The 23737-nt window shown below is 62.9% G+C and carries 23 protein-coding genes; 10 read left to right on the top strand and 13 right to left on the bottom strand.

Features of this window, described 5'->3' with window-relative positions; all coding sequences use genetic code 11:
- Window positions 1–78 precede the first annotated feature (78 nt).
- Window positions 79–642 (top strand): alkyl hydroperoxide reductase subunit C, encoded by a 564-nt coding sequence (gene ahpC, locus DWF74_RS02600; protein ID WP_011061677.1) that lies wholly within the window; start codon window positions 79–81, stop codon window positions 640–642.
- Window positions 643–775: 133 nt separating this feature from the next.
- Window positions 776–2341 (top strand): alkyl hydroperoxide reductase subunit F, encoded by a 1566-nt coding sequence (gene ahpF / locus DWF74_RS02595; RefSeq protein WP_102863261.1) that lies wholly within the window; start codon window positions 776–778, stop codon window positions 2339–2341.
- 172 nt (window positions 2342–2513) lie between these two features.
- Here ahpF and gloA read toward each other — a convergent pair whose 3' ends face one another.
- Window positions 2514–3035, bottom strand: coding sequence for a lactoylglutathione lyase (gene gloA, locus DWF74_RS02590; protein WP_102863262.1), 522 nt, complete (start codon window positions 3033–3035; stop codon window positions 2514–2516).
- Between the two features lie 244 nt (window positions 3036–3279).
- Here gloA and DWF74_RS02585 point away from each other — a divergent pair, with 244 nt between their 5' ends.
- A complete protein-coding gene (locus DWF74_RS02585) occupies window positions 3280–3762 on the top strand; it encodes a DUF4946 domain-containing protein (RefSeq protein ID WP_240322092.1) in 483 nt (160 codons plus the stop codon).
- A gap of 232 nt (window positions 3763–3994) precedes the next feature.
- On the opposite strand, the gene DWF74_RS02580 is transcribed toward DWF74_RS02585, so the two are convergent.
- The 3 genes from DWF74_RS02580 to DWF74_RS02570 all read right to left on the bottom strand — a co-directional run bounded on the left by DWF74_RS02580 (window position 3995) and on the right by DWF74_RS02570 (window position 7119).
- Entirely contained in the window at window positions 3995–4360 is a 366-nt protein-coding gene (locus tag DWF74_RS02580) for a histone-like nucleoid-structuring protein, MvaT/MvaU family (protein WP_102863264.1), read from the bottom strand.
- Window positions 4361–4605: 245 nt separating this feature from the next.
- Window positions 4606–6144, bottom strand: coding sequence for an EAL domain-containing protein (locus DWF74_RS02575; RefSeq protein ID WP_115580243.1), 1539 nt, complete (start codon window positions 6142–6144; stop codon window positions 4606–4608).
- 81 nt (window positions 6145–6225) lie between these two features.
- Window positions 6226–7119, bottom strand: coding sequence for a LysR family transcriptional regulator (locus DWF74_RS02570; protein ID WP_115580242.1), 894 nt, complete (start codon window positions 7117–7119; stop codon window positions 6226–6228).
- A gap of 85 nt (window positions 7120–7204) precedes the next feature.
- On the opposite strand from DWF74_RS02570, the gene DWF74_RS02565 reads away from it, so the two are divergent.
- From DWF74_RS02565 to hpaR, 3 genes are all read left to right on the top strand, one after another.
- Complete coding sequence (locus DWF74_RS02565) at window positions 7205–8161, top strand: DMT family transporter (protein WP_115582407.1); 957 nt, start codon at window positions 7205–7207, stop codon at window positions 8159–8161.
- 251 nt (window positions 8162–8412) lie between these two features.
- Window positions 8413–9489: a 4-hydroxyphenylpyruvate dioxygenase gene (gene hppD, locus DWF74_RS02560; protein ID WP_102863267.1), complete on the top strand. Its 1077-nt coding sequence runs from the start codon at window positions 8413–8415 to the stop codon at window positions 9487–9489.
- Between the two features lie 129 nt (window positions 9490–9618).
- Window positions 9619–10041 (top strand): homoprotocatechuate degradation operon regulator HpaR, encoded by a 423-nt coding sequence (hpaR, locus tag DWF74_RS02555; protein WP_102863268.1) that lies wholly within the window; start codon window positions 9619–9621, stop codon window positions 10039–10041.
- Window positions 10042–10092: 51 nt separating this feature from the next.
- Here hpaR and rarD read toward each other — a convergent pair whose 3' ends face one another.
- From rarD to DWF74_RS02540, 3 genes are all read right to left on the bottom strand, one after another.
- Entirely contained in the window at window positions 10093–10974 is an 882-nt protein-coding gene (gene rarD, locus DWF74_RS02550) for an EamA family transporter RarD (RefSeq protein WP_102863269.1), read from the bottom strand.
- 201 nt (window positions 10975–11175) lie between these two features.
- Window positions 11176–12189: an aldo/keto reductase gene (locus DWF74_RS02545; protein ID WP_102863270.1), complete on the bottom strand. Its 1014-nt coding sequence runs from the start codon at window positions 12187–12189 to the stop codon at window positions 11176–11178.
- Between the two features lie 203 nt (window positions 12190–12392).
- Entirely contained in the window at window positions 12393–13295 is a 903-nt protein-coding gene (locus DWF74_RS02540) for a LysR family transcriptional regulator (RefSeq protein ID WP_115580241.1), read from the bottom strand.
- 100 nt (window positions 13296–13395) lie between these two features.
- Here DWF74_RS02540 and DWF74_RS02535 point away from each other — a divergent pair, with 100 nt between their 5' ends.
- Together DWF74_RS02535 and DWF74_RS02530 are read left to right on the top strand one after the other, a co-directional pair.
- A complete protein-coding gene (locus tag DWF74_RS02535; protein WP_115580240.1) occupies window positions 13396–14127 on the top strand; it encodes an SDR family oxidoreductase in 732 nt (243 codons plus the stop codon).
- Window positions 14124–14534, top strand: a complete 411-nt coding sequence (locus DWF74_RS02530; protein WP_102863273.1) for a hypothetical protein — start codon at window positions 14124–14126, stop codon at window positions 14532–14534. Before DWF74_RS02535 ends, DWF74_RS02530 begins: the two co-directional genes overlap by 4 nt.
- Window positions 14535–14611: 77 nt before the next feature.
- Here the strand turns inward: DWF74_RS02530 and DWF74_RS02525 are convergent, their stop codons facing one another.
- The gene (locus DWF74_RS02525; RefSeq protein WP_102863274.1) at window positions 14612–15922 is read right to left on the bottom strand and encodes an MFS transporter; all 1311 of its coding nucleotides are present in this window, start codon (window positions 15920–15922) and stop codon (window positions 14612–14614) included.
- Between the two features lie 155 nt (window positions 15923–16077).
- Between DWF74_RS02525 and DWF74_RS02520 the strand changes: the two genes are divergently transcribed.
- Both DWF74_RS02520 and DWF74_RS02515 read left to right on the top strand, forming a co-directional pair.
- On the top strand, window positions 16078–17208 hold the full coding sequence (locus DWF74_RS02520; protein WP_115580239.1) for a sugar diacid recognition domain-containing protein: 1131 nt from the start codon (window positions 16078–16080) through the stop codon (window positions 17206–17208).
- Between the two features lie 417 nt (window positions 17209–17625).
- Entirely contained in the window at window positions 17626–18768 is a 1143-nt protein-coding gene (locus DWF74_RS02515) for a glycerate kinase (RefSeq protein WP_115580238.1), read from the top strand.
- A gap of 474 nt (window positions 18769–19242) precedes the next feature.
- On the opposite strand, the gene hpaI is transcribed toward DWF74_RS02515, so the two are convergent.
- The 5 genes from hpaI to hpaD form a co-directional block, all read right to left on the bottom strand.
- Window positions 19243–20043 carry a 4-hydroxy-2-oxoheptanedioate aldolase gene (gene hpaI / locus DWF74_RS02505; RefSeq protein ID WP_115580236.1) on the bottom strand — a complete coding sequence of 267 codons (801 nt, stop codon included), beginning with the start codon at window positions 20041–20043 and terminating at the stop codon, window positions 19243–19245.
- A gap of 10 nt (window positions 20044–20053) precedes the next feature.
- Window positions 20054–20857, bottom strand: a complete 804-nt coding sequence (gene hpaH, locus DWF74_RS02500; protein ID WP_102863279.1) for a 2-oxo-hept-4-ene-1,7-dioate hydratase — start codon at window positions 20855–20857, stop codon at window positions 20054–20056.
- 2 nt (window positions 20858–20859) lie between these two features.
- Window positions 20860–22167 carry an MFS transporter gene (locus DWF74_RS02495; RefSeq protein WP_115580235.1) on the bottom strand — a complete coding sequence of 436 codons (1308 nt, stop codon included), beginning with the start codon at window positions 22165–22167 and terminating at the stop codon, window positions 20860–20862.
- 162 nt (window positions 22168–22329) lie between these two features.
- Window positions 22330–22719 (bottom strand): 5-carboxymethyl-2-hydroxymuconate Delta-isomerase, encoded by a 390-nt coding sequence (locus tag DWF74_RS02490; protein ID WP_102882626.1) that lies wholly within the window; start codon window positions 22717–22719, stop codon window positions 22330–22332.
- Between the two features lie 135 nt (window positions 22720–22854).
- Window positions 22855–23706 carry a 3,4-dihydroxyphenylacetate 2,3-dioxygenase gene (hpaD, locus tag DWF74_RS02485; RefSeq protein WP_115580234.1) on the bottom strand — a complete coding sequence of 284 codons (852 nt, stop codon included), beginning with the start codon at window positions 23704–23706 and terminating at the stop codon, window positions 22855–22857.
- Window positions 23707–23737 lie beyond the last annotated feature (31 nt).

Below are 23737 nucleotides of genomic sequence, written 5' to 3'. Positions count from 1 at the left end.
CAAGCGGCAAGTCATTGGTTAGGATTCTCCCCATCAAGTTTTCACCCAATGTTTTCAACCACTGATGGAGAGTCAACGATGCCTATCATCAACAGCCAAGTTAAACCGTTCAAAGCTACCGCATTCAAAAACGGCGCATTCGTCGAAGTGTCGGACGCTGATCTGAAAGGCAAATGGTCTGTCGTGTTCTTCTACCCGGCTGACTTCACCTTCGTTTGCCCAACCGAGCTGGAAGACCTGGCCGACAACTACGCCGAATTCCAGAAACTGGGCGTTGAGATCTACAGCGTTTCCACCGACACCCACTTTGCTCACGCTGCCTGGCACAACACTTCGCCAGCCATCGGCAAGATCCAGTACACCATGATCGGCGACCCGACCCTGGCCATCTCCCGCAACTTCGACGTGCTGATCGAAGAAGCCGGTCTGGCTGACCGCGGCACCTTCGTGATCAACCCGGAAGGCCAGATCAAGATCGTTGAAATCAACGATGGCGGCGTAGGCCGTGACGCTTCCGAGCTGCTGCGCAAGATCAAGGCCGCTCAGTACGTTGCCGCTCACCCAGGCGAAGTCTGCCCAGCCAAGTGGAAAGAGGGCGAGGCCACTCTGGCTCCGTCCCTGGACCTGGTTGGCAAGATCTAAGTCCATGCATTACCCAAGGGCGGTGATCCGCACTTAAGTCAGCTGCACCGCCCCTAAAACGCCCGGGCGAGATTCGCTCGGGCGTTTTTTTTTACCGAACCATCTCTTTATTCAGAACATGGAAATCGCCCGTATGTTGGACGCCAATCTTAAAGCTCAGTTGAAGTCATACCTGGAACGGGTCACCCAGCCGATCGAGATCGTCGCCTCCCTCGACGACGGTGCGAAATCCCAGGAAATGCTCGCGTTACTCAAAGACATTGTCAGTCTTTCCAACCAGATTACGTTGCTCGACAACGGTACCGATGGGCGCAAGCCGTCGTTCACGTTGAATCGCCCGGGAGGCGATATCAGCCTGCGTTTCGCCGGCATTCCGATGGGCCACGAATTCACTTCCCTGGTGCTGGCCCTGCTGCAAGTGGGCGGCCATCCGTCGAAAGCCAGTGCTGAAGTGATCGAGCAGATTCGCTCGCTCAAAGGCGAGTTCAACTTCGAAACCTACTTCTCGCTGTCCTGCCAGAACTGCCCGGACGTGGTCCAGGCCTTGAACCTGATGGCGGTCCTCAACCCGAACATCCGTCATGTGGCGATCGACGGCGCGCTGTTCCAGGCCGAAGTCGATGAGCGCAAGGTCATGGCGGTGCCCAGTGTCTACCTCAATGGCGTGAACTTCGGCCAGGGCCGCATGGGGCTGGAAGAGATCCTCGCCAAGCTCGACAGCGGTGCGGTAGAGAAGCAAGCGCAGAAGCTCAACGCCAAAGAGGCCTTTGATGTGCTGGTGGTCGGCGGCGGTCCCGCCGGTGCTTCGGCAGCCATCTACGCCGCTCGTAAAGGCATTCGTACCGGGGTCGCGGCCGAGCGCTTCGGCGGCCAGGTACTGGACACCATGGCCATCGAGAACTTTGTTTCGGTGAAAGAGACCGAAGGGCCAAAACTGGCCGCGGCGCTGGAAGAGCACGTCAAGCAATACGACGTCGACATCATGAACCTGCAGCGAGCCAGTGCCCTGGTGCCGGCCAAGGAAGTGGGCGGCCTGCATGAGATTCAGTTTGAAAGCGGCGCCAGCCTGAAGGCCAAGTCGGTGATCCTGGCGACAGGTGCCCGCTGGCGTGAAATGGGTGTGCCGGGTGAGCAGGAGTACAAGGCCAAGGGCGTGTGTTTCTGCCCGCACTGCGATGGTCCGCTGTTCAAAGGCAAACGGGTGGCGGTGATTGGTGGCGGTAACTCCGGCGTCGAAGCGGCTATCGACCTGGCGGGTATCGTCAGCCACGTCACCTTGCTGGAGTTCGACAGCAAGCTGCGGGCCGACGCCGTGTTGCAGCGCAAGCTGTACAGCCTGCCCAACGTCAAGGTCATCACCAGTGCCCTGACCAGTGAAGTGAAGGGTGATGGGCAGAAGGTCACCGGCCTGGCCTACAAGGATCGCGATTCGGGTGAATTCCACACGGTGGACCTGGAAGGCATCTTTGTGCAGATTGGCCTGCTGCCCAACACCGACTGGCTCAAGGGCTCGGTAGAACTGTCGCCTCGCGGCGAGATCATCGTCGATGCCCGTGGCGAGACTTCGCTGCCCGGCGTATTTGCTGCCGGAGACGTGACCACCGTGCCCTACAAGCAGATCGTGATTGCGGTGGGTGAGGGCGCCAAGGCTTCCCTCAGTGCATTCGATCACTTGATCCGCACATCAGCACCGGCTTGATCGGCCGCTGAACAAACAAAACCCCATGAGCCTGGCTCATGGGGTTTTTTTATGGCTGCCTGGGTCGGCGCCGGCTTGCCAGTGAAGAGGCTGTTGGGCCTGGCGCAGTCCTTGCGGATGCGTTCGCTGGCAATCCAGTTCCTACACAGGCCGGCTCTGCACCTGTATCGGGTTACAGCGGCGCTGGCTGGATGATCTCGACCCAGTAGCCATCGGGGTCCTTGATGAAGGCCAGGCTCTTCATGCGACCATCATTCAGGCGCTTCTGGAAGTCGCAGCCCAGGGTCTCGAAACGTTCGCAGGCAGCGACAATATCCGGTACCGAGATGCAGATATGGCCGAAGCCACGCGGGTCGGTGTTGCCGTTGTGGTAGGCGAAATCCGGATCGTTCTCGGTGCCGTGGTTGTGGGTCAGTTCGAGAATCCCGGGGATCGACTTCATCCATTCGGTACGGGCCGCAGCGTCGGCCGGAATCTGCGACTTGTCCACCAGTGCGAGGAAGTACAGGCTGAATTCGGCTTCGGGGAAATCACGTTTTTCCACCAGGGAAAAGCCCAGGACCCGAGTGTAGAAGTCCAGCGAGCGAGTGATGTCCTTGACCCGCAGCATGGTGTGGTTGAAGACGAAACGAGCAGTGGCTGCGTCCGGTTGGGCGGTCACGCCAGGGAAAGTGTTGAGTTCGTTGAGGCTCATGGGCCCTCCAGAAGAAAGTGCGGCAAAGGCTGCCCGCGAGGGCGGGGAAGTCCTTGTCTGGCAATGGTTCGGACATCCTTGGAAGCGGGCAATGATACGCAACTGGACAGGATGGCGCCAAACCCAAAGCTCCTGATCTATTGCCCATTCCTGGCGCCGGGCTCAGACTTCAAGGCCCGTTTCTTTAGTGTGCCAATCCATGATCGAGTCGCTTAGAGCCCAGGCTGTGGCCGTTTTACTGTTGATGTTTGCGGGCGTTGTCCAGGCGCAACCGGAGGTTGCCTGGCCCGAGGGCTGGACTGTGGAGCCAGTGCCGGTCCAGGAGGCGGATCAGGCTGCCCAGGTTTCCCGGCAGCGGGCGGTGAAGAATGATGCCGCGGGCAATCCGCAACTGGTCATGGAGTTGACCATGACCCAGGTGGAACGCGGGCATGTAGTCAATCTTCAAGGGGTATTGCTGGAGATGCGCAAGTCAGTGCAGAAAGACTTTGCCCGCAGTGGATATCAGAGTGTCTGTAACAAGATTCATGCTGCACAGTTGAGTCGTCTGGACGCTCTGGAGACCACTTGTACCATTACCCAGAATGGGCGACATGTGTTGTCGCAAACACTGGTGGCGGCACTGGATGAGGATAAGGCTTATGTACTTTCATACGCCGGTCAGGCGGCGGCTTATGCCGATAGTCAGGATCAGATACTGGCTGTACGAAATAGCCTCAAACTTTAAGGAAAAATCTGAAACAGTCGGTTTGCTTTTCGCGTGTAGCGAGTTCGTTTTCGAGAAAGGCATCAAGCGACTAGTTGCTTTGGGGGCTGGCTTTATAGCAAAGCCTATCGCGAGATGGCTGATTGCCATCGGTTGGGCTGGATCTTCCCTTAGATTCAAGTCGTAATAAGAATATTCTTGTCAATGTAAAAGGCCCTGCATATGCAGGGCCTTTTTCAGGTGGCGGCTTTGTTCAAGCGCGCAGCCAGGAATCCACAGTGGCAGCACCGTACTGTTCTTTCCAGGCTTTCAGGCCGCGATGATTGCCGCCCTTGGTTTCAATCAGTTCACCGGTGTGCGGGTTCTGATAGACCTTCACCACACGTGCGCGGCGCTGTTTAGGGGCGTTGGCTTGTGGCAGGCCGCTTTTGCCCAGGTTGGGATCAAGGATTGCGATAATGTCACGCAAACTCTTGTCGTAGGATTTCATCAGGGCCTGAAGTTTCTCTTCGAACTCGATTTCCTTTTTGAGTCCGGCGTCGTTCTTCAGGGATTCAAGCTGCGCGAGCTGTTCTTGAAGTGCTTTTTCTGCAGCACGAAATTCAGCAAGTCTGGACAATATCTTCACTCCAATAGTCTATTTTGGCTGATACAAACCACAAACAAAGCTATAAGCCATAAGCCGGTTAAGGCTCGATTAAGTGGCCTACCTGTGAATCTTGTACAGGCGGGAAAAATTGTAGTAGTTAATGGCGCGAGAGTAAATCAGGTTGTTCTTGTTCAAGCCTGTATTTGCCAATTGAATCAAATTGGTGCGTATCCCGAGTTACCGTAGTCGAGCACTTAATGTTCTGGTATGGCTATTTAATGGCGCGCCAGGGCCGCAACAAATTCCGCACTGGGCATGGGGCGCCCAAATAAATAACCCTGCAGGAAATCCACGCCTTGAGCCGCCAGGTAATCCCGCTGCTCGGCAGTTTCAATACCTTCGGCGACGATGCCCAGATCGAGTTTGGTCGAGAGTTGAATAATGCTGTCGAGTATATGCAGCGACAGTGCGTCGGCACCGATCATGGCGACAAAGCTTTGATCGATCTTCAAGTAATCGACATTGAACTGACGCAGATAACCCAGGCTGGAATGCCCGGTGCCGAAGTCGTCGATGGCGATCATTACCCCGAGTTCATGCAGAGCGGCAAACAGCTGCTGGGTGGTGGCCGTGGGCTCGATCAGTTCGCGTTCGGTCAACTCCAGCACCAGGATCACCTTGCCGGGAGGGAAGGCGGCGAGAAACTCCCGGCAGTCCTCCAGCAACTGCAAGTCATGGCAGTGACTGGCAGTGATGTTGATGCCGATATGAAAACCGTCGGTGAAGCCAGCGGCGTGGGGGGCCAGCACCTGCATCGTCTGCTGCATCAGCGAACGGGTCATGGGCACGATCAGCCCGGAATGTTCGGCGAAAGGGATGAACAGGTCCGGACGCACGAGTCCCTCTCGCGGATGTTGCCAGCGCATCAGCACTTCAATGCCGGCCCATTGCAGCGTGTCACCGCGCACCACCGGCTGAAAGTATGGGATGAACTCCCGGGCTTCCAGTGCCCGGCGCAATTCATGGCTGGGAGAGGCGGAGCGCTTCTGCAACCAGTGGGCCAGGACACCGGCGCCGGCACCGAGAAAGACCAGCAGGCTGAACAACGCCGGGTACTGGCTTTTCATGTATTTCCAGATGTCCCCCTCGGGAAATCCTGTACTGACGCTGTAGGGATAACGCGATGAACTCAGATGCAGGGGGGCCACTGCTGCCAGTGGCGGTGCGCCGTCGTGGACCCCGCCATCACTGGACAGCCAATGCTCGCCCACCTGCAGCCGCAGATGAGCGAAGCGGCTGATCAGGCGCAGGGCGTTGGTCAGGTGATAACCGTCGATGGTCGCCAAGGCCGAGCGCTCCCCCTCACTCAAGCGGTAGATCAGCAGCGCGGTGTTGGGGGTGACGGGGTTGCCACTCATGAGCCAGAGCCGGCCGTTAACGTAATCCCGGGGATCGAGGGGCACCGGATAGCTGCCCAGCAATGAACTGCAATAGTTGTTGTTGCGCCACACCAGGTTGGTCGAGCGCACGAATGGTCGGCGAGTCACTTGGTTCCTCAGGGCCAGTTGCCGTACCTCGTCGCACTCCAGGCCTGCCTGGGGCAGCAGCGCCCTGGCGGCAATATCGGTGTTGTCCAGCATCAGGTCGAACTGGCGGATGGCTTCCTCGGCGGTTTCCAGGCTGCTGCGCACCAGCGCTCGTTCGGCCTGGGCGTAGAAAATGACGGCCCCCAGTCCGATGGGAAGCACAATCGCCAACACTGTCCAGAGTCTGCGGGTAGAACGCTTGAGCGGACCTTTGGCGGTCAGGGGCATGGATCGAACCTGTGGTGGAGGAGGGGCGGGCCAGCGTCTGGCTGCCGCAGCGGTGGCGGCAGCCTCCTGACATTGTCTGGATCATCGCAGGATAGACGGCTTTGGATGACGATACAGACGTTGCGCATGCTGGATGAAGGCCAGTGTCGCCGGCGATGCCTGGCGCCGATCGAGCACGGCGATCCCCACTTGGCGCCGCACCGGCGGCGACAGGGGCTTGCTCCCATAGCGGGCGTCCGCAGTCGGGGGCAAGGACAGCTCGGCCAGAATGCTCAAGGCGTCACCCCGGGCCACGGTTTCCAGGGTGCTGAGCAGTTGCGAACTGCGGTAGCGGATGTTGGGGCTCAGGCCGGCGCCGATGAACAAGCGCGTAACCAGCTCGGCCGAGCCGGCTTCGGTCAGCACGAAGGGATCGTGACACAGCTGTTCGAGGCGGATCTCTTGCTCCCGGGCCAGGGCATGGTCTGCGGGAATCAGCGCCATCAACTGGTCCTCGATCAGGGCGAAGGTATCGAAACGCTCCTCGGGCAACACCACGAAGCCGACGTCGACCCGTCGCTCCTCCAGCCATTGCAGCACCTGGCGATCCGGCCCCTCGTCGATATGCACCTCGATCCCCGGATGCTCGCGCCGGTACTCCTCGAGGATGGATGGCAACAGGCGCATGGAGGAGGTGGGGCCAAAGGAGCCGATGCGCAAGGTGCCGCGCTTCATGCCCCGAGCGTCGGCGGCCTCCTGTTCCAAGGTCGCCGCCAGCCCCAGCATGGCCCGGGCCCGCAGCAACAGTTGGCCACCAATATCGGTGAGCTCGACCTGGGCCTGATGGCGGCGGAACAACTCGACCCCCAGTTCCTGTTCCAGGGACTTGATGGCGTGGGACACGGCCGACTGGGTGATGCCCAGGCGCGTGGCGGCGCTGGTAAAACCCGCCAGTTCGGCCACCCGGGAGAAGATCTCCAATTGGGTCAGGGTCATGAGTAAAAGCTCATTTTACGATGATGAGCCATTAGACAAAAAATGACCTCAGAGCACAAATCCACGACCACAGAGCAGCATGATCATGAGTGAAAGCAGTATTAGCGGCGCCCTGGCGGCCGATCACGCAGACCTGTCGGTCTATTGCAAACTGGTGGCAGTGACCATGATCTGGGGCGGCACCTTCGTCGCCGGGCGTTACCTGGCCGGCGGGCTTTCCCCCTGGCTGGCTGCCAGTCTGCGCTTCTTGCTCGCCAGCCTGGCCCTGCTTGGCTTCATGGCGGTGGCGCGCATTGCCCTGGTCAGACCCAGCCTCAAGCAGCTCGGCCAACTGGCGCTCCTGGGGTTCTTCGGCATCTTCTTCTACAACCTGTGCTTCTTCCTCGGCCTGCAACAGGTCAACGCCTCGCGGGCGTCCCTGATCGTGGCGCTCAATCCTGCGGTGATTGCCCTGGCGTCCTGGGCACTGTTCAAGGAACGCCTGAGCCGGCGCAAGTTGTTGGGCATCCTGTCGTGCCTGAGTGGCGCGGCCCTGGTGATCTGCAGTCGCGATCCTTCGGCCCTGGCTGCCGGGGCAGGTGGCTGGTATGGCGACCTGCTGATACTCGGCTGCGTCCTGGGTTGGGGGGTGTACTCGCTGTGTTCCAAAGGTCTCAATCAGCACCTTGGCCCGTTGCAGACCGTTACCTATTCGATCCTGATGGGAACCCTGATGCTGTGGGCTGCAACCCTGGCCCGGGGTGAGTTCGACCTGCATGCCATTGTCCGCCTGGACCTGAGCCAGGGCTTGAGCCTGCTGTACCTGGGCGTCCTGGGTTCCGCGCTGGCCTATATCTGGTACTACGACGGCCTGCGACGCATCGGTGCCACCCGCTCCGGAGTATTCATTGCCCTCAACCCGCTGACGGCAGTCCTGCTGGGCGCACTGTTGCTGGGAGAGCAACTGAGCCTGGTGATGGGAATGGGCGGGGTGTTGATTCTCGGCGGCATCTACCAGTGCAACAAACCCCTTGCGGGCCAGGCGAAAAAGGCGATTTTATAGAGAATGCGGACAAAGGCTTTTACGCTGTGTAGAATCCGGTTACGCATACAATAATAAAGTCTTCTGGCAGCAGAAGCCTCGTCCCCCAGCCTGTAAGACAGGGTCGAAATGAAGATTCTCGGGTTTCAACTGATCTACGGTGACTTCCTCGCCCGCAGCGTGCGGGGCATCTCCTGCGCACCGCCTTCTTTCCTCAGCATTGATAGCAACTAACGATCCGTTAATTCTAAAAATATGATGAGGCGCCAACCATGGCAGATATCTTCGAAAACCCAATGGGCCTGATGGGCTTTGAATTCATCGAATTCGCATCGCCTACCCCCAATACCCTCGAACCGATCTTCGAGATCATGGGTTTCACCAAAGTCGCGACCCATCGTTCAAAAGACGTGCATCTGTACCGCCAGGGTGCGATCAACCTGATCCTCAACAACGAACCCCACAGCGTTGCCTCGTACTTCGCCGCCGAACACGGCCCGTCGGTATGCGGCATGGCGTTCCGGGTCAAGGATTCGCAAAAGGCCTACAAGCGTGCCCTGGAACTGGGCGCCCAGCCGATCCACATTGAAACCGGGCCGATGGAGTTGAACCTGCCGGCAATCAAGGGCATCGGCGGCGCGCCGTTGTACCTGATCGACCGTTTCGGTGAAGGCAGCTCGATCTATGACATCGACTTCGTGTTCCTCGAAGGCGTGGACCGCAACCCACCGGGTGCCGGCCTGAAGATCATCGACCACCTGACCCACAACGTGTATCGCGGGCGCATGGCCTATTGGGCCGGCTTCTACGAGAAGCTGTTCAACTTCCGCGAGATCCGTTACTTCGACATCAAGGGCGAATACACCGGCCTGACCTCCAAGGCCATGACCGCTCCGGATGGCATGATCCGTATCCCGTTGAACGAGGAATCGTCCAAGGGCGCCGGGCAGATCGAAGAGTTCCTGATGCAGTTCAATGGCGAGGGCATCCAGCACGTGGCCTTCCTCACCGACGATCTGGTGAAGACCTGGGACGCGCTGAAGAAGATCGGCATGCGCTTCATGACCGCGCCGCCGGCAACCTACTACGAGATGCTCGAAGGCCGCCTGCCGAACCACGGCGAGCCGGTCAATGAGTTGCAGTCCCGCGGCATCCTGCTGGACGGCTCCTCGGAAGCCGGTGACAAGCGCCTGCTGCTGCAGATCTTCTCGGAAACCCTGATGGGGCCGGTATTCTTCGAATTCATCCAGCGTAAAGGCGACGATGGTTTCGGCGAGGGCAACTTCAAGGCACTGTTCGAATCGATCGAACGCGACCAGGTGCGTCGCGGGGTACTGGCCACCGAGTAACCCTCGGCAGGCTTGAACACAGAGCCCGATCAGGCCATGCCTGATCGGGCTTTATATTGCCTGTCGGTTGGCGATAGTGAATGTGTTAATGTTTCCGCCTTTGTTTCCCAGCCCTTGACCGATGCCTCGATGAACACACCCAGACCGTCCCTGACCTTGACCCTGTTGCAGGCCCGTGAGGCCGCCATGGCCTTTTTCCGCCCCTCGCTGAACCAGCACGACCTGACCGAGCAGCAGTGGCGGGTGATCCGCATCCTGCGCCAGAACGGTGAGCTGGAGAGCCACCAACTGGCAAAGATGGCCTGCATCCTGCCACCGAGCATGACCGGCGTGCTGACCCGCCTGGAGCGTGACGAGTACGTCAGCCGTCGCAAATCCCCAGAGGACCAGCGCCGCCTGTTCATCACCCTGACCGACAAGGGCCAGGCCTGTTTCGAGTCCATGAGCGGCGACATGGAAATCAACTACCAGAAAATCCAGCAGCAATTTGGCGAGGACAAGATGCAGGCCTTGCTGGCCCTGCTCAATGAGCTCAAGCAGATCAAACCCTGATCCCCAACGGCGCCCGAACCTGGGCTGCCCAGGCCCATGCGGGCGCGTCGATCAGTTGCGGCGCTGGCGCAGCAGGTGCCTGACCCCTTCGAGCACCAGCACCAGCACCGCCAGCCAGACCGGGATGTAAGTCAGCCATTCCCCGGCCTTGATGCTTTCCCCCAGCAGCAGGGCGACAAACAGCAGCAACACTGGCTCCACATAGCTGAGCAGGCCGAACAGGCTGAAGGCCAGCAAGCGACTGGCGATGACGTAGCACGCCAGCGCCGAGGCGCTGATCACCCCCAGCAGAGGAATCAGCAGGTACAGGCCGGGATGGCTGTCCACCACGGCAAATCCCTGTTCGCCGCCTTGCACAAACCACAGTGCCACCGGGATCAACAGCGCCATGTCCAGCCACAGGCCACCCAGATGATCGGTGCCCAGGCGCCGCCGCAGGACGAAATACACCGGGTAGCCCACGGCCACCACCAGGGTCGCCCAGGAAAAACTGCCCACTTGATACAACTCGTTGAGCACCCCGAGGCAGGCCAGCAGCGTGGCCACTTTCTGCAGGCGCGACAGACGCTCGCCATACACGATGCGTCCGGTCAGGACCATGGTCAGCGGCAGCAGGAAGTACCCCAGTGACACATCCAGGCTGTAGCCGTTGAGCGGCGCCCACATGAACAGCCAGAGCTGCACCCCCACCAGGGCCGACGACAGCAGCAACACCAGGCTCAGCAGCGGTTTGCCTGCCACCTGGCGCAGCACTTGGCCGACCCGGTGCCACTCGCCGCTGAAGATCATGAACAGGGTCATGCAGGGCAGGGTCAGCAGCATCCGCCAGCCGAAAATCTCCACCCCGGTCAGGGGCGTCAGCAGGGAGGTGTAGAAATACATGACGGCAAACAGCACCGACGCCAGGACCGATAAGGCAATTCCTTTAGACACACTGTCCTCGTAATACCCGAACGCTCGGGACACATAGAAATAGGGGGGAGAAGCGAGGGGGAATATAGAGGGTCAGGCGCGAGTTTTTTGCTCTGATTGCGCCATCGTGGCGGGATTTTTTCTCGTTTATGGCCACAGTGCCGCCGAGCCTGCTGAGCCCAAGGCCGGTGGCGCGCGCCTTTGCGCCGCCACCGGCAGCGTTCAGCCCAGGTGCGGAAAACGACCGGAGACGAAATGACTCACATCGTTGAAGCCCGGCGTCGAGGCGTGCCCCGGGGTCACCAGGGCGTCGATGAAGGCTTCATCCTCTGGGCTGATCTTCACCTCAAGGGCCCGGGTGTAGGCGTCCCACTGGGCTTCGGTACGCGGACCGACAATCGCTGAACTCACCGCCTGGTTGTTCAGCACCCAGGCGATGGCGAACTCGACGATACCGACCCCGCGGTCCTGGGTGTATGCCTGGATCTGCTGGGCGATGCGCAGGGATTCCACCCGCCACTCGGTTTCCAGGATGCGCTTGTCCTGGCGTCCGGCGCGGCTGCTGCTGTCCGGGGCCGTGTCCGGCGCGTACTTGCCACTGAGCACGCCACGGGCCAGCGGGCTGTAAGGCACCACGCCCAGGCCATAGGCCTTGGCCGCGGTGATCTGCTCGGCCTCGGCCTGGCGGTTGACGATGTTGTACAGCGGCTGGCTGATGACCGGGCGGTCCACCCCCAACTGGTCGGCCACGCGAATGGCCTCGGCAATCCGCCAGCCTCGGTAGTTGGACAGGCCCCAGTAGCGGATCTTGCCCTGGCGCAGCAGGTCGCCGATGGCCGAGAGGCTCACCTCCAGCGGGGTGTTGTGGTCCTCGCGGTGCAGGTAGTAGATGTCCAGGTAGTCGGTGCCCAGGCGGGTCAGGCTGGCCTCGATGCCGTTGAAGATGTGCTTGCGGCTCAGGCCGCTGCGGTTGGGCACGCCATCCGCCGGGCCGAAGCCGACCTTGGACGCCAGCACCCACTCATGGCGGTGGCGGGCGATGGCTTCACCGACGATTTCCTCGGAGCGGCCCTGGGTGTAGACGTCTGCGGTGTCGATGAAGTTGATCCCCTGGTCCCAAGCCTTGTCGATGATGCGCAGCGAGTCTTCGGTGCTGGTCTGCTCGCCGAACATCATGGTGCCCAGGGTCAGGCTGGAAACCTTGAGACCGGAATGGCCGAGGGTGCGATAGCTCATGGGCGAAATCCTTGTGCTAGAAGGGTGGCCGGGGCATCTCCGGCCATGGGGGCGACCATCAAATACCACAACGCCGGGCTAGCGCAATGCCTGAATGGCGCCTCCTCGCCGGGGCCGGTTTTTCGGCAAAGAGGCCCGTGAGATCGCCTGCAAGGACATTGCGCAGGAGCCGGCTTGCCGGCCAGCCGCCCCCGGACCGGCGCTCAAGACGGGCACAGCGCCCGACAGCGCTGCAACACAAAGCTGTGCAGCAGGCGCACCCGCTCGGAAACCTGCAGGCGATGGGGGCACAGCAGATTGAACGGCGCCCGTTCCCCTTGCCAGTCGTCGAGCAGCGGCACCAGGCGCCCGGCGCGGATATCCTCGGCCACATCCAGCCGGGCCTTGTAGACAATGCCGTGGCCGGCCAGGGCCCAGCGCCGGGCCACTTCGCCGTCGTCGCACAGGTAGTCGCCGCGCACGGGCACCTCGCGAGTCTCGGCGCCACGGCTGAAGCGCCAGCTGTCATAGGGTTGGCCGTTACGCAGGTAGAGCAGGGCACTGTGGTGCGACAGGTCTTCGGGGGACTGCGGGGTACCGCAACGGGCCAGGTAAGCCGGGCTGGCGCACACCAGGCGACGATGTTCGGGGAGGATCGGCAGGGCCACCAGGCTCGAGTCCGCCGGCACGCCAAAGCGCAGGGCCACATCCACGGTGTCGCGGAACAGGTCGGCGTGGCGGTCATTGAGCCGCAGTTGCAGGCGCAGTTGCGGGTGCTCGGCCTTGAACTCGTCAAGCCAGGGCAGCAGCGCGTTGCGTCCGAAATCCGAAGGCGCCGACAGTTGCAGCACACCGGCCAGGCCCTGGCTCTGCTGCTTGAGCGCCTGCTCACCGTCCTCCAGAGTGGCCAGGGCCAGACGCACGCTTTCCAGGTAGCGGCGCCCCTCTTCGGTCAGGCGCATGCTGCGGGTGGAGCGCGCCAGCAGGCGGCTGCCCAGGCGGGTTTCCAGGCGCTTGAGGGCGATGCTGGCCGCAGCGGCCGTCATGCCCAGGGAGCGGGCGGCGGCGGAAATGCTCCCGGAATCGGCCGTGCGCACGAAAATTTCCAGGTCGAGGATTGAGCTCATTAGTAAAAATCCTTTAAAGATCTTTGCGTTTTAGCGGGATTTTTCCTCGATTGGCAAGCTGTGAAGATGCAATCACCTTTACATGACCCAGGGGATCGCAATGACTCTTTCCAATCCAAGCTTGCAGCACAAGACCGTGGTGGTGATTGGCGCCGGCAGCGGCATCGGTGCTGCCGTGGCCCGTCAGGCGGCCGCACGCGGGGCCAAGGTGGTACTCGCCGGGCGCAGCCTCGAAGCCTTGCAACGGCAGCAGGCGCAGTTGCCGCCCTCGGCCCGCAGCCTCGCCGTGGACATCACCGACGCCGCCAGCCTCGGTGATCTGTTCAGCGCCGTGGGCGCCTTTGACCATCTGGTGATCAGTGCCGGTCCGGCGATCACCGCCAAGCCCCTGGCCGACACCGATCTGCTGGATGCCCAGCGGGCGTTCGAGGTGAAGTTCTGGGGCGTGTGGCGCGCGGTCCAGGCGGCGCTGCCCCATCTGGCGGCTCAAGGCAGCATCAGCCTGACCTCAGGTTTGCTGTCACGCAAAATGGTTCCCGGACAAGTGCTCAAGACCACCCTCAATGCCGCTCTCGAAGCCCTGGGCAAGCACCTGGCCAAGGAACTGGCGCCACGCCGGGTGAATGTCATCAGCCCTGGGGTCACTGCCACCGAAGCCTATGCTGGTCTGACGGCGGAGGCCCGGGCAGCAATGTTTACCCGCACCGCCGCCAGCCTGCCGGTGGGTCGTGTCGGCCAGCCGGATGACATCGCCGCGGCCTTTATCCTGGCCATGGAGAACGGCTTTATCAGCGGCAGCCTGATCGACGTCGATGGCGGTGGCCTGCTATGAGCTGGCGCTTCGATCACCTGGCGTTCAACTGTGCCCAGGGCCAGGCGTTGCAGCAGGCATTCGCCGATCTGTTGGGCCTGCAAGCGGGACGGCGTCCCCCGTTTCCCTTTCCCGGGCGCTGGCTGTATCAGGACCGGCAGGCGCTGGTCCACGTCATCGAACAGGCCGATAGCCCCGAGCCGCAACTGAGCCACATCGCCTTCAGCACCCAGGAGGCGGCCGACGCCGTGTTACGGCGGGTGCAAGCCAGTGGCCTGGAGCATCAGGTGGCGCAGGTCCCGGAAGACGGCATCTGGCAGATCTTCGTCCGCTTGCCCGGCGGCCTGGTGCTGGAGCTGGATGCTCCGGCGGCGGGGGAATTGAGCATCAGCCACGACTACGCCCGGCACGGTGGCGCCCCGAGCTGAGGCCGGCCATGAAAAAGCCCGTTGGAGCAGAGGCTCGGACGGGCTTTTTTCGTTGCTGGGCGGTGTGTTGCCGGGGTTCAGCGGTTCAGGGTGCGGGTCATGCGCAGGGCCAGCAGGCTACCGCCGACAATCACCCCGGCCAGCAGGTACAGCGCGGCATCGGTGGAGCCGGTGCTGTCCTTGACCCAACCGACCAGGTAGGGGCTGAGGAAGCCGGCCATCTGGCCCATGGAGTTGATCAGCGCCAGGCCACCGGCCGCGGCTCCGGCACTGAGCAGGGCGGTGGGCACCGGCCAGAACATCGGCAGGCCGGTGAGGGCGCCCATGGTGGCGAGGGTCAGGCCGAGGAGGGCCAGGGCCGGGGTGCTGGCGAAGTTCACCGCGATCAGCAGGCCCACGGCGCCCATCAGCATCGGCACCACAAGGTGCCAGCGGCGCTCCTTGCGCAAGTCCGCCGAACGGCCCACCAGCAGCATGAACACCGCCGCCAGCAGGTAGGGAATCGCACTCAGCCAGCCGATCACCAGATTGTCGGCAAAGCCCAGGTTCTTGATGATCGACGGCAGCCAGAAGTTGATCGCGTAGACCCCGCTCTGGATGCAGAAATAGATCAGGCCGAAGGCCCAGATCGCCGGGTTCTTGAACACGGCTGCCAGGGAATCGCTGGCGGTTTTCGGCTGGTTGGCGGCGTCCGCGGCCTGGTCGGCCTCCAGCACCGCGCGTTCAGCCGGCGTCAGCCACTTGGCGTGGGCGAAGCTGTCGCTGAGCAGGAAGAACGCCAGGGCGCCGAGTACCACCGTGGGAATGCCCTGCAGCAGGAACATCCACTGCCAGCCGGCGAGGCCGCCTTGTCCGGCCGCGAAGTGATTGAGAATCCAGCCGGAAAACGGGCTGCCCAACAACCCTGAGACCGGGATCGCCGACATGAACAGGGCCATGATCCGGCCCCGGCGGAAGGTCGGGAACCACTGCGAAAGGTACAGCACCACGCCGGGGAAGAAGCCGGCTTCGGCGGCTCCGGTGAACAGGCGCAAGGTATAGAACTGGGTCGGCGTGGTGACGAACAGCAGGCAGGTGGACAGGGTGCCCCAGGTGATCATCATCAGCGCGATCCAGCGCCGTGGGCCGAACCGGTTCAGCGCCAGGTTGCTCGGTACGCCGCACAGCACGTAACCGATAAAGAAGATCCCGGCGCCCAGGCCGTAGACCGTTTCACTGAATTTCAGGGCATCGAGCATCTGCAACTTGGCGAAGCCAACGTTGACCCGGTCGAGGTAGTTGAACAGATAGCAAACGAAGATGAAGGGGATCAGGCGCAGGGTGATGCGCTTGTAGACGGCGTGCTTGTCGTCAGCCTGGGCCAGTGGGGCAGCGGCGCTCTGTGACATGGAGTGTCTCTCTTTATTATGATTTTTTGCGGTGCAAGGGTAACGTTGACCGCCCCGAGAGTCTCAGTCACACCGAGGTCGCTGTCTTTGTGCCGGCGCACAGCGATTGGCCGCCGACCCTGTGCCACTGAACAACGTCCAAGGACCTTCCCTCTATGTTCGAACTCGATCATGACCTGGCACAGGACATCGTCGACCGCACGATGGCCATCCTGCCCTACAACGTCAACGTCATGGACAGCCAGGGTCTGATCCTGGGCAGTGGCGAGCCGGAGCGCATCAACACCCGCCACGAAGGCGCGCAACTGGTGCTGGCCAACGGCCGGGTGGTGGAGATCGACGAGCCCACCGCACGCCAGCTCAAGGGGGTGCAGCCGGGGATCAACCTGCCGTTGCTGCACGACCAGCGGCTAATCGGCGTGCTGGGCATCACCGGCGATCCGGCGTTGCTGCGCACCTACGCCGAACTGGTGCGCATGACCGCCGAGATGCTGGTGAGCCAGCGCCACCAACAGGCCGAACAGCAATGGCGGCGCCAGCGTTGTGACGATCTGCTGGCCCTGCTGTTGAGCGACAGCGGCGACTCGCCACGGCTGGTGGATGAAGCTCGGCAGATGGGCCTCAAACCGCAATTGGCGCGCACCCCTTACCTGTTCGAACTGGCACCGGAGCAGCCCGTGGGGCAGGGCGTCGAGACCCTCAGCACCTGGCTGATGAGCCGCTACCCGGACAGCTGGTGCGTCAGTTCGTCAAAGACCTCCCTGCTCTGGTGTCGCCCGGCGAACTTCAGCCTGGACAACCCGCGCCTGCTGGAAAAACTCGACGGCCAGGGCTGGAACATCCTGCGGGTTGCCGTGGGCGGGCAGGCCGATGGCCTGGCCGGATTGCGCCGTTGCTATCGTCGGGTCGGCGACCTGCTGGCCTACGGCCGCGACCTGCTGCCGGACTCGCGCCTGCTGACCCTCAACCGCTACCGTCTGCCGGTGATGCTCTGGCGCCACCGCAACGACGACGCCCTGGACGAGTTGCTGACCCCGTTGCGCAAGGTGCTGGCCAAGGACAGCAACGGCCAGTTGCTGGCGACCTTGCGCAGCTGGTGCGACCACGATGGCCAGAGCCAGGCCTGCGCCGACGCCCTGGGCATCCACCGCAACAGCCTGCGCTACCGCATGGAGCGGATTGCCGAACTCAGCGGCGTCGACCCCTTGCGCCTGGACGGCATGCTGGCCCTGTACCTGGGGGTGCAATTGCTGCCCCCCAACACGGCTCAACACAATCCCCTGTAGCCGCTGCCGAGCCATGGCGAGGCTGCGCAAAGGCCCGCAGGGCCTTGCCTGGCAATCTCCCGTCAAACCGGCATCGCCTTCAAGCCCCTCGCGAGCGCTCCGCGCCCGTTCGCAGCCTGCGGCAGCGGCTACAGCGTCCAGGAGGATTTAACTGGTGTAGCCGCTGCCGAGCCATGGCGAGGCTGCGCAAAGGCCCGCAGGGCCTTGCTTGGCAATCTCCCGTCAAACCTGCATCGTCTTCAAGCCCCTCGCGAGCGCTCCGCGCCCGTTCGCAGCCTGCGGCAGCGGTTTCAACGCTAGGCGAGGCTGCGCCGTTGTAGCAATGAACAATAAAGCGCCCCCGGACTTGTGCAGCGGACCGGGGCCAGCGCCTGCGCCAAGTGGCAGCATGGCGGCACAAGAACCGGAGAACACCCCATGAAGATCATCATCGCCCCCGACTCGTTCAAGGACAGCCTGAGTGCCGAAGGCGTGGCCCAGGCCATTGCCCTGGGGCTGGCCGAGGTCTGGTCCGACGCCGAGCTACGTCAATGCCCGATGGCCGACGGCGGCGAGGGCACGGTGGAGTCGATTCTCGCCGCTTGTGACGGGCAGCTGCGCAGCCATCGGGTCCAGGGACCGCTGGGGGCGCCGGTCGAAGCCCGCTGGGGCTGGCTGCCCCAGAGCCACACGGCAATCATTGAAATGGCCGAGGCCAGCGGCCTGCAATTACTGGCGCTGGATCAGCGCGATGCCTGCAACAGCAGCACCTTCGGTACAGGGGAACTGATCCTGGCCGCGCTGGAGGCCGGGGCCCAGCGCATCATCCTGGCCATCGGCGGCAGCGCCACCAACGACGGTGGCGCCGGTGCCCTGCAAGCCCTGGGTCTCAAATTGCTGGATCGCCAGGGTCAGGTACTGCCCCGGGGTGGTCTGGCCCTGGCTGATCTGGCCGGTATCGAGCTCGATGGCATGGACCCGCGTCTGGCCCAGGTACGTTTTGAAATCGCCGCCGACGTCAACAACCCGCTGTGTGGCGAGCACGGTGCCTCGGCGATCTTCGGCCCGCAGAAAGGTGCTTCGTCGCAACAGGTGCAAGCGCTGGACCGGGCCCTGGGGCACTTCGCCGACCTGTGTGCCCAGGTGTTGCCCAAGGACCTGCGTGACGAACCCGGCAGCGGCGCGGCGGGCGGCCTGGGGTTTGCCGCCAAGGCGTTCCTCGGCGCGCAATTTCGCCCGGGGGTGGAAGTGGTTGCGGAGCTGGTGGGCCTGGAACAGGCCGTGCGCGGTGCCGATCTGGTGATTACCGGTGAGGGCCGCTTTGACGCCCAGACCCTGCGCGGCAAGACCCCCTTTGGCGTAGCGCGCATTGCCCGGGAGCAGGGCGTTCCGGTGATCGTGATTGCCGGCACCCTGGGCGAGGGTTACCAGCAGATGTACGCCCACGGCGTGGATGCGGCCTTCGCCCTGACCAGCGGCCCCATGAGCCTGGAACAGGCCTGCCGCGAGGCCCCGCGCCTGCTGCGCGAACGCGCCGCCGACATCGCCCGCGTCTGGCGCTTGGCCCGCAACGCCCGCTAGATACTCGCTGGAGCTGGTCAGTGAAGTTCGTTAATTAGGGCCGGTGGTGGGCATATCCGGTGCTGCGGTAATGGCCGCTTAGGGGTTCGCTCTCACAGTGGCGGTTTGGAGGACATATCCATTTCTGCAGGGGCGGCGGCTGGCGGTTTCGCCCTTACGGCGAGTCACTTTGGGGCCCCAAAGTAACCAAAGGGCTTTGCCCCTCCACTCGGTGCCTCGCTGGGGCTCGGCATGCCCGAACTCCGGCATTGATCCGTGGGCCGCCGCCACCGGCCATCCCTGGCCGGGTGGCGGCTAACCCGGCATCCTTGCCGGCTTGCCCACGGATCAATGCCTGCGTTCGGCCATCGTGGTTAACGGGGCAGGCAGATCAAAAGCAAAATCAAAATCTGACGGCGGCCTTGCGGCCGGCCTGAAGCAGGGGGTGGGGCAGTGAGCTGGCTGGCCAGCGAAGAGGCTACCAGCCAGCGTTCGTCAGTAAACCCCGCCTTCGCTGGTAGGGGTGTCCAGGGTCTTGTACTGGCCGGCCAGGCTCTGCAAGCCTTTCATCAGGACCGTGGTATCTACGCCCACCGCAACAAAATTCGCCCCCAGTTCGATGCAGCGCCGGGCCAGACGCTGATCGGCACTGAGAATTCCCGCGGCCTTGCCCGCCTGACGAATCCGCACGATGGCGTCTTCAATCGCGGCCACCACCTCGGGGTGCCCGGGGTTGCCCCGCTGGCCCATGGCCGCCGACAGATCCGCCGGGCCGATAAACACGCCGTCGACTCCGTCCACCGCGAGAATCTCATCCAGGTTGCGCAGGCCTTCGAGGTTCTCGATCTGCACCAGCAGGCACATCTGCTCGTCCGCCTGATCCAGGTAGCCGGCGACGCTGTTCCAGCGCGATGCCCGGGCCAGGGCGCTGCCGACCCCGCGCACCCCCAGCGGCGGATAGTGCATGGCGCGCACTAGCTGACGTGCCTGTTCGGCGCTTTCCACCATGGGAATCAGCAGGGTCTGGGCGCCGATGTCCAGCAGTTGCTTGATCAGCGCGGTATCGCCAATGGGCGGGCGGATGATGCCCTGGGCTGCGTAGGGCGCGATGGCCTGCAGCTGCGCCAGCAGGCTGCGCAGATCGTTGGGCGCGTGTTCGCCGTCCAGCACCAGCCAGTCGAAACCGGCGTTGGCCGCCAGCTCGGCGCAGTAGCCGTCGGCCAACCCCAGCCACAGGCCGATCTGCGGTTCGCTGTGTTGCAGTCGTTGTTTGAACAGGTTCAGAGGCATGTCCATGGCTGTCTCCTCAGACAAAGCGGCAGGCAATGCTGCCCAACTGATCGTAGTCCACGTGGAAGACATCCCCGGGACGGGCGGCCACCGGGCGCGTGAAGGAGCCGCCGAGAATGATCTGCCCGGCTTCCAGGCCGACGTCGTAGGCCGCCAGCTTGTTGGCCAGCCAGGCCACGCCCTTGGCCGGGTGGTTGAGTACCGCGGCAGACACCCCGGACTCCTCGATCACGCCATTGCGGTAGAGCACCGCCGGCACCTTGCGCAGGTCCACATCCCCTGGGCGCACGGCGCGGCCGCCCATTACCACCCCGGCGTTGGCGGCGTTGTCGGAAATGGTGTCGAACACCTTGCGCGTGGCCTGGGTCTGCGGGTCCACTTGCTGGATGCGCGCGTCGATGATCTCCAGGGCCGGGATCACCCAGTCGGTGGCGTCCAGCACATCGAACAGCGTGCAGTGGGGGCCTTTCAGGGGTTTGCCGAGGATGAACGCCAGCTCCACCTCGACCCGCGGCACGATAAAGCGCTGGAAGGGAATGTCCGTGCCTTCATCGAACAGCATGTCGTCCAGCAAGGCGCCGAAATCCGGCTCGGTGATGTTCGACGATACCTGCATCGCCCGGGACGTCAGGCCGATCTTGTGGCCCACCAGCTTGCGGCCGTCGCGGATCTTCTGCTCCACCCAGCTGCGCTGGATGGCGTAGGCATCCTCGATGCTGATGTCGGGGTATTGCAGGGACAACTGGCCGATCTGTTCGCGGCTGCGTTCGGCGGCATTGAGGCGCGCGGCGGCTTCTTGGATATCCGAAGGGCTGAGCATGGTTATTTCTCCCGAGGGTTGACGATATGGGCTGGCACCCGCAGCACCAGCCAGGCGCCCAGGGCGATCAGCAGGGCCAGGGCATAGAGGGCGAGGCTGGCGCTTTGGGTGGCGTCGCGCACCACGCCGATCAGGTAGGGCGCGAGGAAGGCGGCCACACTGCCGAAGGAACTGATCAGGGCAATACCCGCGGCCTGGGTGCTGCTGGCGAGAAAGGCCGGCGGCAACTGCCAGAACATCGGCAGCGCGGCGCTGGCGCCCATGCCCGCCACCAACAGGCCGAACATCACCAGCCACGGGTCGCCCGGGGCCAGCCCCGTGAGAGTCAGGCCGAGGCTGGACATCAATAGCGGTATCGCCAAATGCCAGCGGCGCTCGCGCAGGCGGTCCGAAGAACGGCCAACGCCGAGCATGAACAGGCAACCGGCCAGATAGGGCAGGGCGCTGAGCAGGCCGACGTTGCTGTCCCGGGCGATGCCGGCGTGGTGGATCAGGGTCGGCATCCAGAAGGCGATGGTGTTCACCGCCAGCATCACCGCGAAGTAGATGCACACCAGCAGCCAGACATGGCGCTCCGTGAGGATGTCGCTGAAGCGGTTGATGGACTTGCGCTGTTCTTCCTGTTGCAGCGCCTGCAACAGCTGGGTTTTCTGCGCCGGGGTCAGCCAGTTCACCTGCTCGATGCTTTCCGGCAGGGCCTTGAGCACCACTAGACCCAGCAACACCACGGGCAAGCCTTCGATGAGGAACATCCATTGCCAGCCGCGTAGGCCGCCGAAGTCGTGGAAGCTTTCCAGAATCCACCCCGACAGGGGCCCGCCAATCACCCCGGCCATGGGCACGGCAATGGCGAACAGCGCGGTGACCTGACCGCGGCGGCTGGCCGGGAACCAGCGGTTGAGCAGCACCAGGATGCCGGGGAAGAACCCCGCCTCGGCGACCCCCAGCAGAAAGCGCAGCACATAGAAGCCCCAGGCGCTGTCGACCAGCATCAGGGCACTGGACAGCAGGCCCCAGACCAGCATCAGCAAGGCGATCCAGCGCCGTGGTCCGACCCGCTCCAGGGCCAGGTTGCTGGGCACCCCGAACAGCGCGTAGGCCACGAAGAACAGCCCGGCGCCGAGGCCGTAGACGCTGTCGCTGAAGCCCAGGTCCTGGGTCATCTGCAACTTGGCGAAGCCGATATTGATACGGTCCAGGTGGGCGAAGATGTAGCAGACGAACAACAGCGGCATCAGCCGCCAGGTGATCTTGCGATAGCAGTCGTTGACCTCGGCCACAGGAGCCTCGGCGATTGCGGGATGGGACATGGGGGGATCTCGTTATTGTTCTTGTGTGGGTCGGCTTGCCAGCGAAGTCTGCCTCGGGGCTGGCGCCTGGCTTGCGGGCCTGTTCGCTGGCAAGCCAGTTCCTACGGGTGGCATGGGCGTTGTGCAGGAGCCGGCTTGCCGACGAAAGGGCCGGCACAATGCTCAGGCCTGTCCGCGCAGGAACTCATGCACGTTGTTGTGCTTGAAGTTCAGCTCGGCATCCAGCTCGCTCATCTCGAACGACAGGGCCAGCAAGCGCTGCGCCTGCAGCGTGGCGAAGTGGGCCTTGATGATGTCGAACAGCCCCTCGGCCACTTGGCGCCGGGTGGCCAGGTCACGACCGGCACCCACTTGCAGGCGCATATGGACAAAGGCGTAGTCGTGCTTGCCATCGGCCATGCGCCAGGTGTCCAGGCGTACCCCGCGGCTGCGAATGCCCCCAAGGGGAAACACGCCCGTGGCGCCCAGGTAGTCATGAACCTTGCTGAACAGCCCTGGCAGATCGGCGGCCTGTTCGATGTTGTCGGTGTACTCAGCGATGAAATGCGGCACGGGAAGTCTCCTTGGGAGGCAGCGGCAAGCGTCAAGCTGCAAGCCACAAGAGCGGACTCCTGTGACTTGAGGCTGGTGGCTTGGCACTGCGTTCGATTGTGTCTTGCAGCGAGTGGCTGGAACTTGCCGCTGCTTCTAGAAGATGGCGTTGATCTGGCCGGTGCCGGAGCTGCCGAACAGCGGCGTGACGATCTCCGCCGGGCGCTGGTGTTCCGGCCCGCCCAGCAGCCCCAGGAGCATTGCCGTGTCGTGCATGCCGCCTTCGCCATGGCAACTGGTGGCGTAGTCCGGGAGCATGGCGCAGAACTCGCGAAAGCGACCCTGCTGCCACAGCTCCACCACCCGCTGGTCCACCTGCTTGTCGAATTCCCGGGTCCAGTTGTGGATGTTGGCCTCGGCTTCGCGGTCGTTGGAAAAACGGTGGGACAGCGAGCCGGACGCCAGCACCAGGACCTTGCGCTCGCTCTTTTCGATCGCCCGGCGCACGGCGGCGCCGAAGGTGAAGCTGTCCTCCAGCTTATGCCAGGCGCACCAGGCGGCGATGGACACCACCTTGAAGTGCTCGGCGGCGGGCACGTCCATGTGCATGTAGCGCATGGGCACCAGGGTGCCGTACTCCAGCTCCAGGCTGGGGATGTTGTGGGCCAGGGTGCGCACGTCGGCGGCGTTGGCCTCGGCGGCGATCAGCTCCCCCAGCTCCGGGCAGCCCTGGTAGTCGTAGGTCATGTTCTTGATGAAGTGCGGCAGCTCGTTGCTGGTGTAGGTGCCGTTGAAGGCTTCACCACAGTTGATGTGGTAACCGCTGTTGACCAGCCAGTGCACATCGAACACCACAGCGGTGTCGGCCCCCAGCGCCCGGGCGCGGCGAGCAATTTCCTTGTGCCCGGCAATGGCCGCCTCACGGCAGCCGTGGTGCTTGCCCGGCAGTTCGGACAGGTACATCGATGGAACGTGGCAGACCTTGGCGGCCATGACGACTTCGCCCATGGTGCTTCTCCTGAAACATCTTCTTGTTGGC

The sequence above is a fragment of the Pseudomonas protegens genome (assembly GCF_003363755.1).
GTDB lineage: Bacteria > Pseudomonadota > Gammaproteobacteria > Pseudomonadales > Pseudomonadaceae > Aquipseudomonas > Aquipseudomonas danubii.
The sequence above is the reverse complement of the archived record's forward strand: the minus strand, read 5'-3'. Positions and strand labels throughout refer to the sequence as shown.

What these genes read in the sequence shown, in the direction of transcription:
- ahpC (WP_011061677.1), top strand. Translation starts at nt 79, where the DNA reads ATGCCTATCATCAACAGCCAAGTTAAACCGTTCAAAGCTACCGCATTC.
- ahpF (WP_102863261.1), top strand. Translation starts at nt 776, where the DNA reads ATGTTGGACGCCAATCTTAAAGCTCAGTTGAAGTCATACCTGGAACGG.
- gloA (WP_102863262.1), bottom strand. Translation starts at nt 3,035, where the DNA reads ATGAGCCTCAACGAACTCAACACTTTCCCTGGCGTGACCGCCCAACCG.
- DWF74_RS02585 (WP_240322092.1), top strand. Translation starts at nt 3,280, where the DNA reads ATGTTTGCGGGCGTTGTCCAGGCGCAACCGGAGGTTGCCTGGCCCGAG.
- DWF74_RS02575 (WP_115580243.1), bottom strand. Translation starts at nt 6,144, where the DNA reads ATGCCCCTGACCGCCAAAGGTCCGCTCAAGCGTTCTACCCGCAGACTC.
- DWF74_RS02570 (WP_115580242.1), bottom strand. Translation starts at nt 7,119, where the DNA reads ATGACCCTGACCCAATTGGAGATCTTCTCCCGGGTGGCCGAACTGGCG.
- DWF74_RS02565 (WP_115582407.1), top strand. Translation starts at nt 7,205, where the DNA reads ATGAGTGAAAGCAGTATTAGCGGCGCCCTGGCGGCCGATCACGCAGAC.
- hppD (WP_102863267.1), top strand. Translation starts at nt 8,413, where the DNA reads ATGGCAGATATCTTCGAAAACCCAATGGGCCTGATGGGCTTTGAATTC.
- hpaR (WP_102863268.1), top strand. Translation starts at nt 9,619, where the DNA reads ATGAACACACCCAGACCGTCCCTGACCTTGACCCTGTTGCAGGCCCGT.
- DWF74_RS02545 (WP_102863270.1), bottom strand. Translation starts at nt 12,189, where the DNA reads ATGAGCTATCGCACCCTCGGCCATTCCGGTCTCAAGGTTTCCAGCCTG.
- DWF74_RS02540 (WP_115580241.1), bottom strand. Translation starts at nt 13,295, where the DNA reads ATGAGCTCAATCCTCGACCTGGAAATTTTCGTGCGCACGGCCGATTCC.
- DWF74_RS02535 (WP_115580240.1), top strand. Translation starts at nt 13,396, where the DNA reads ATGACTCTTTCCAATCCAAGCTTGCAGCACAAGACCGTGGTGGTGATT.
- DWF74_RS02530 (WP_102863273.1), top strand. Translation starts at nt 14,124, where the DNA reads ATGAGCTGGCGCTTCGATCACCTGGCGTTCAACTGTGCCCAGGGCCAG.
- DWF74_RS02525 (WP_102863274.1), bottom strand. Translation starts at nt 15,922, where the DNA reads ATGTCACAGAGCGCCGCTGCCCCACTGGCCCAGGCTGACGACAAGCAC.
- DWF74_RS02520 (WP_115580239.1), top strand. Translation starts at nt 16,078, where the DNA reads ATGTTCGAACTCGATCATGACCTGGCACAGGACATCGTCGACCGCACG.
- DWF74_RS02515 (WP_115580238.1), top strand. Translation starts at nt 17,626, where the DNA reads ATGAAGATCATCATCGCCCCCGACTCGTTCAAGGACAGCCTGAGTGCC.
- hpaI (WP_115580236.1), bottom strand. Translation starts at nt 20,043, where the DNA reads ATGGACATGCCTCTGAACCTGTTCAAACAACGACTGCAACACAGCGAA.
- hpaH (WP_102863279.1), bottom strand. Translation starts at nt 20,857, where the DNA reads ATGCTCAGCCCTTCGGATATCCAAGAAGCCGCCGCGCGCCTCAATGCC.
- DWF74_RS02495 (WP_115580235.1), bottom strand. Translation starts at nt 22,167, where the DNA reads ATGTCCCATCCCGCAATCGCCGAGGCTCCTGTGGCCGAGGTCAACGAC.
- hpaD (WP_115580234.1), bottom strand. Translation starts at nt 23,706, where the DNA reads ATGGGCGAAGTCGTCATGGCCGCCAAGGTCTGCCACGTTCCATCGATG.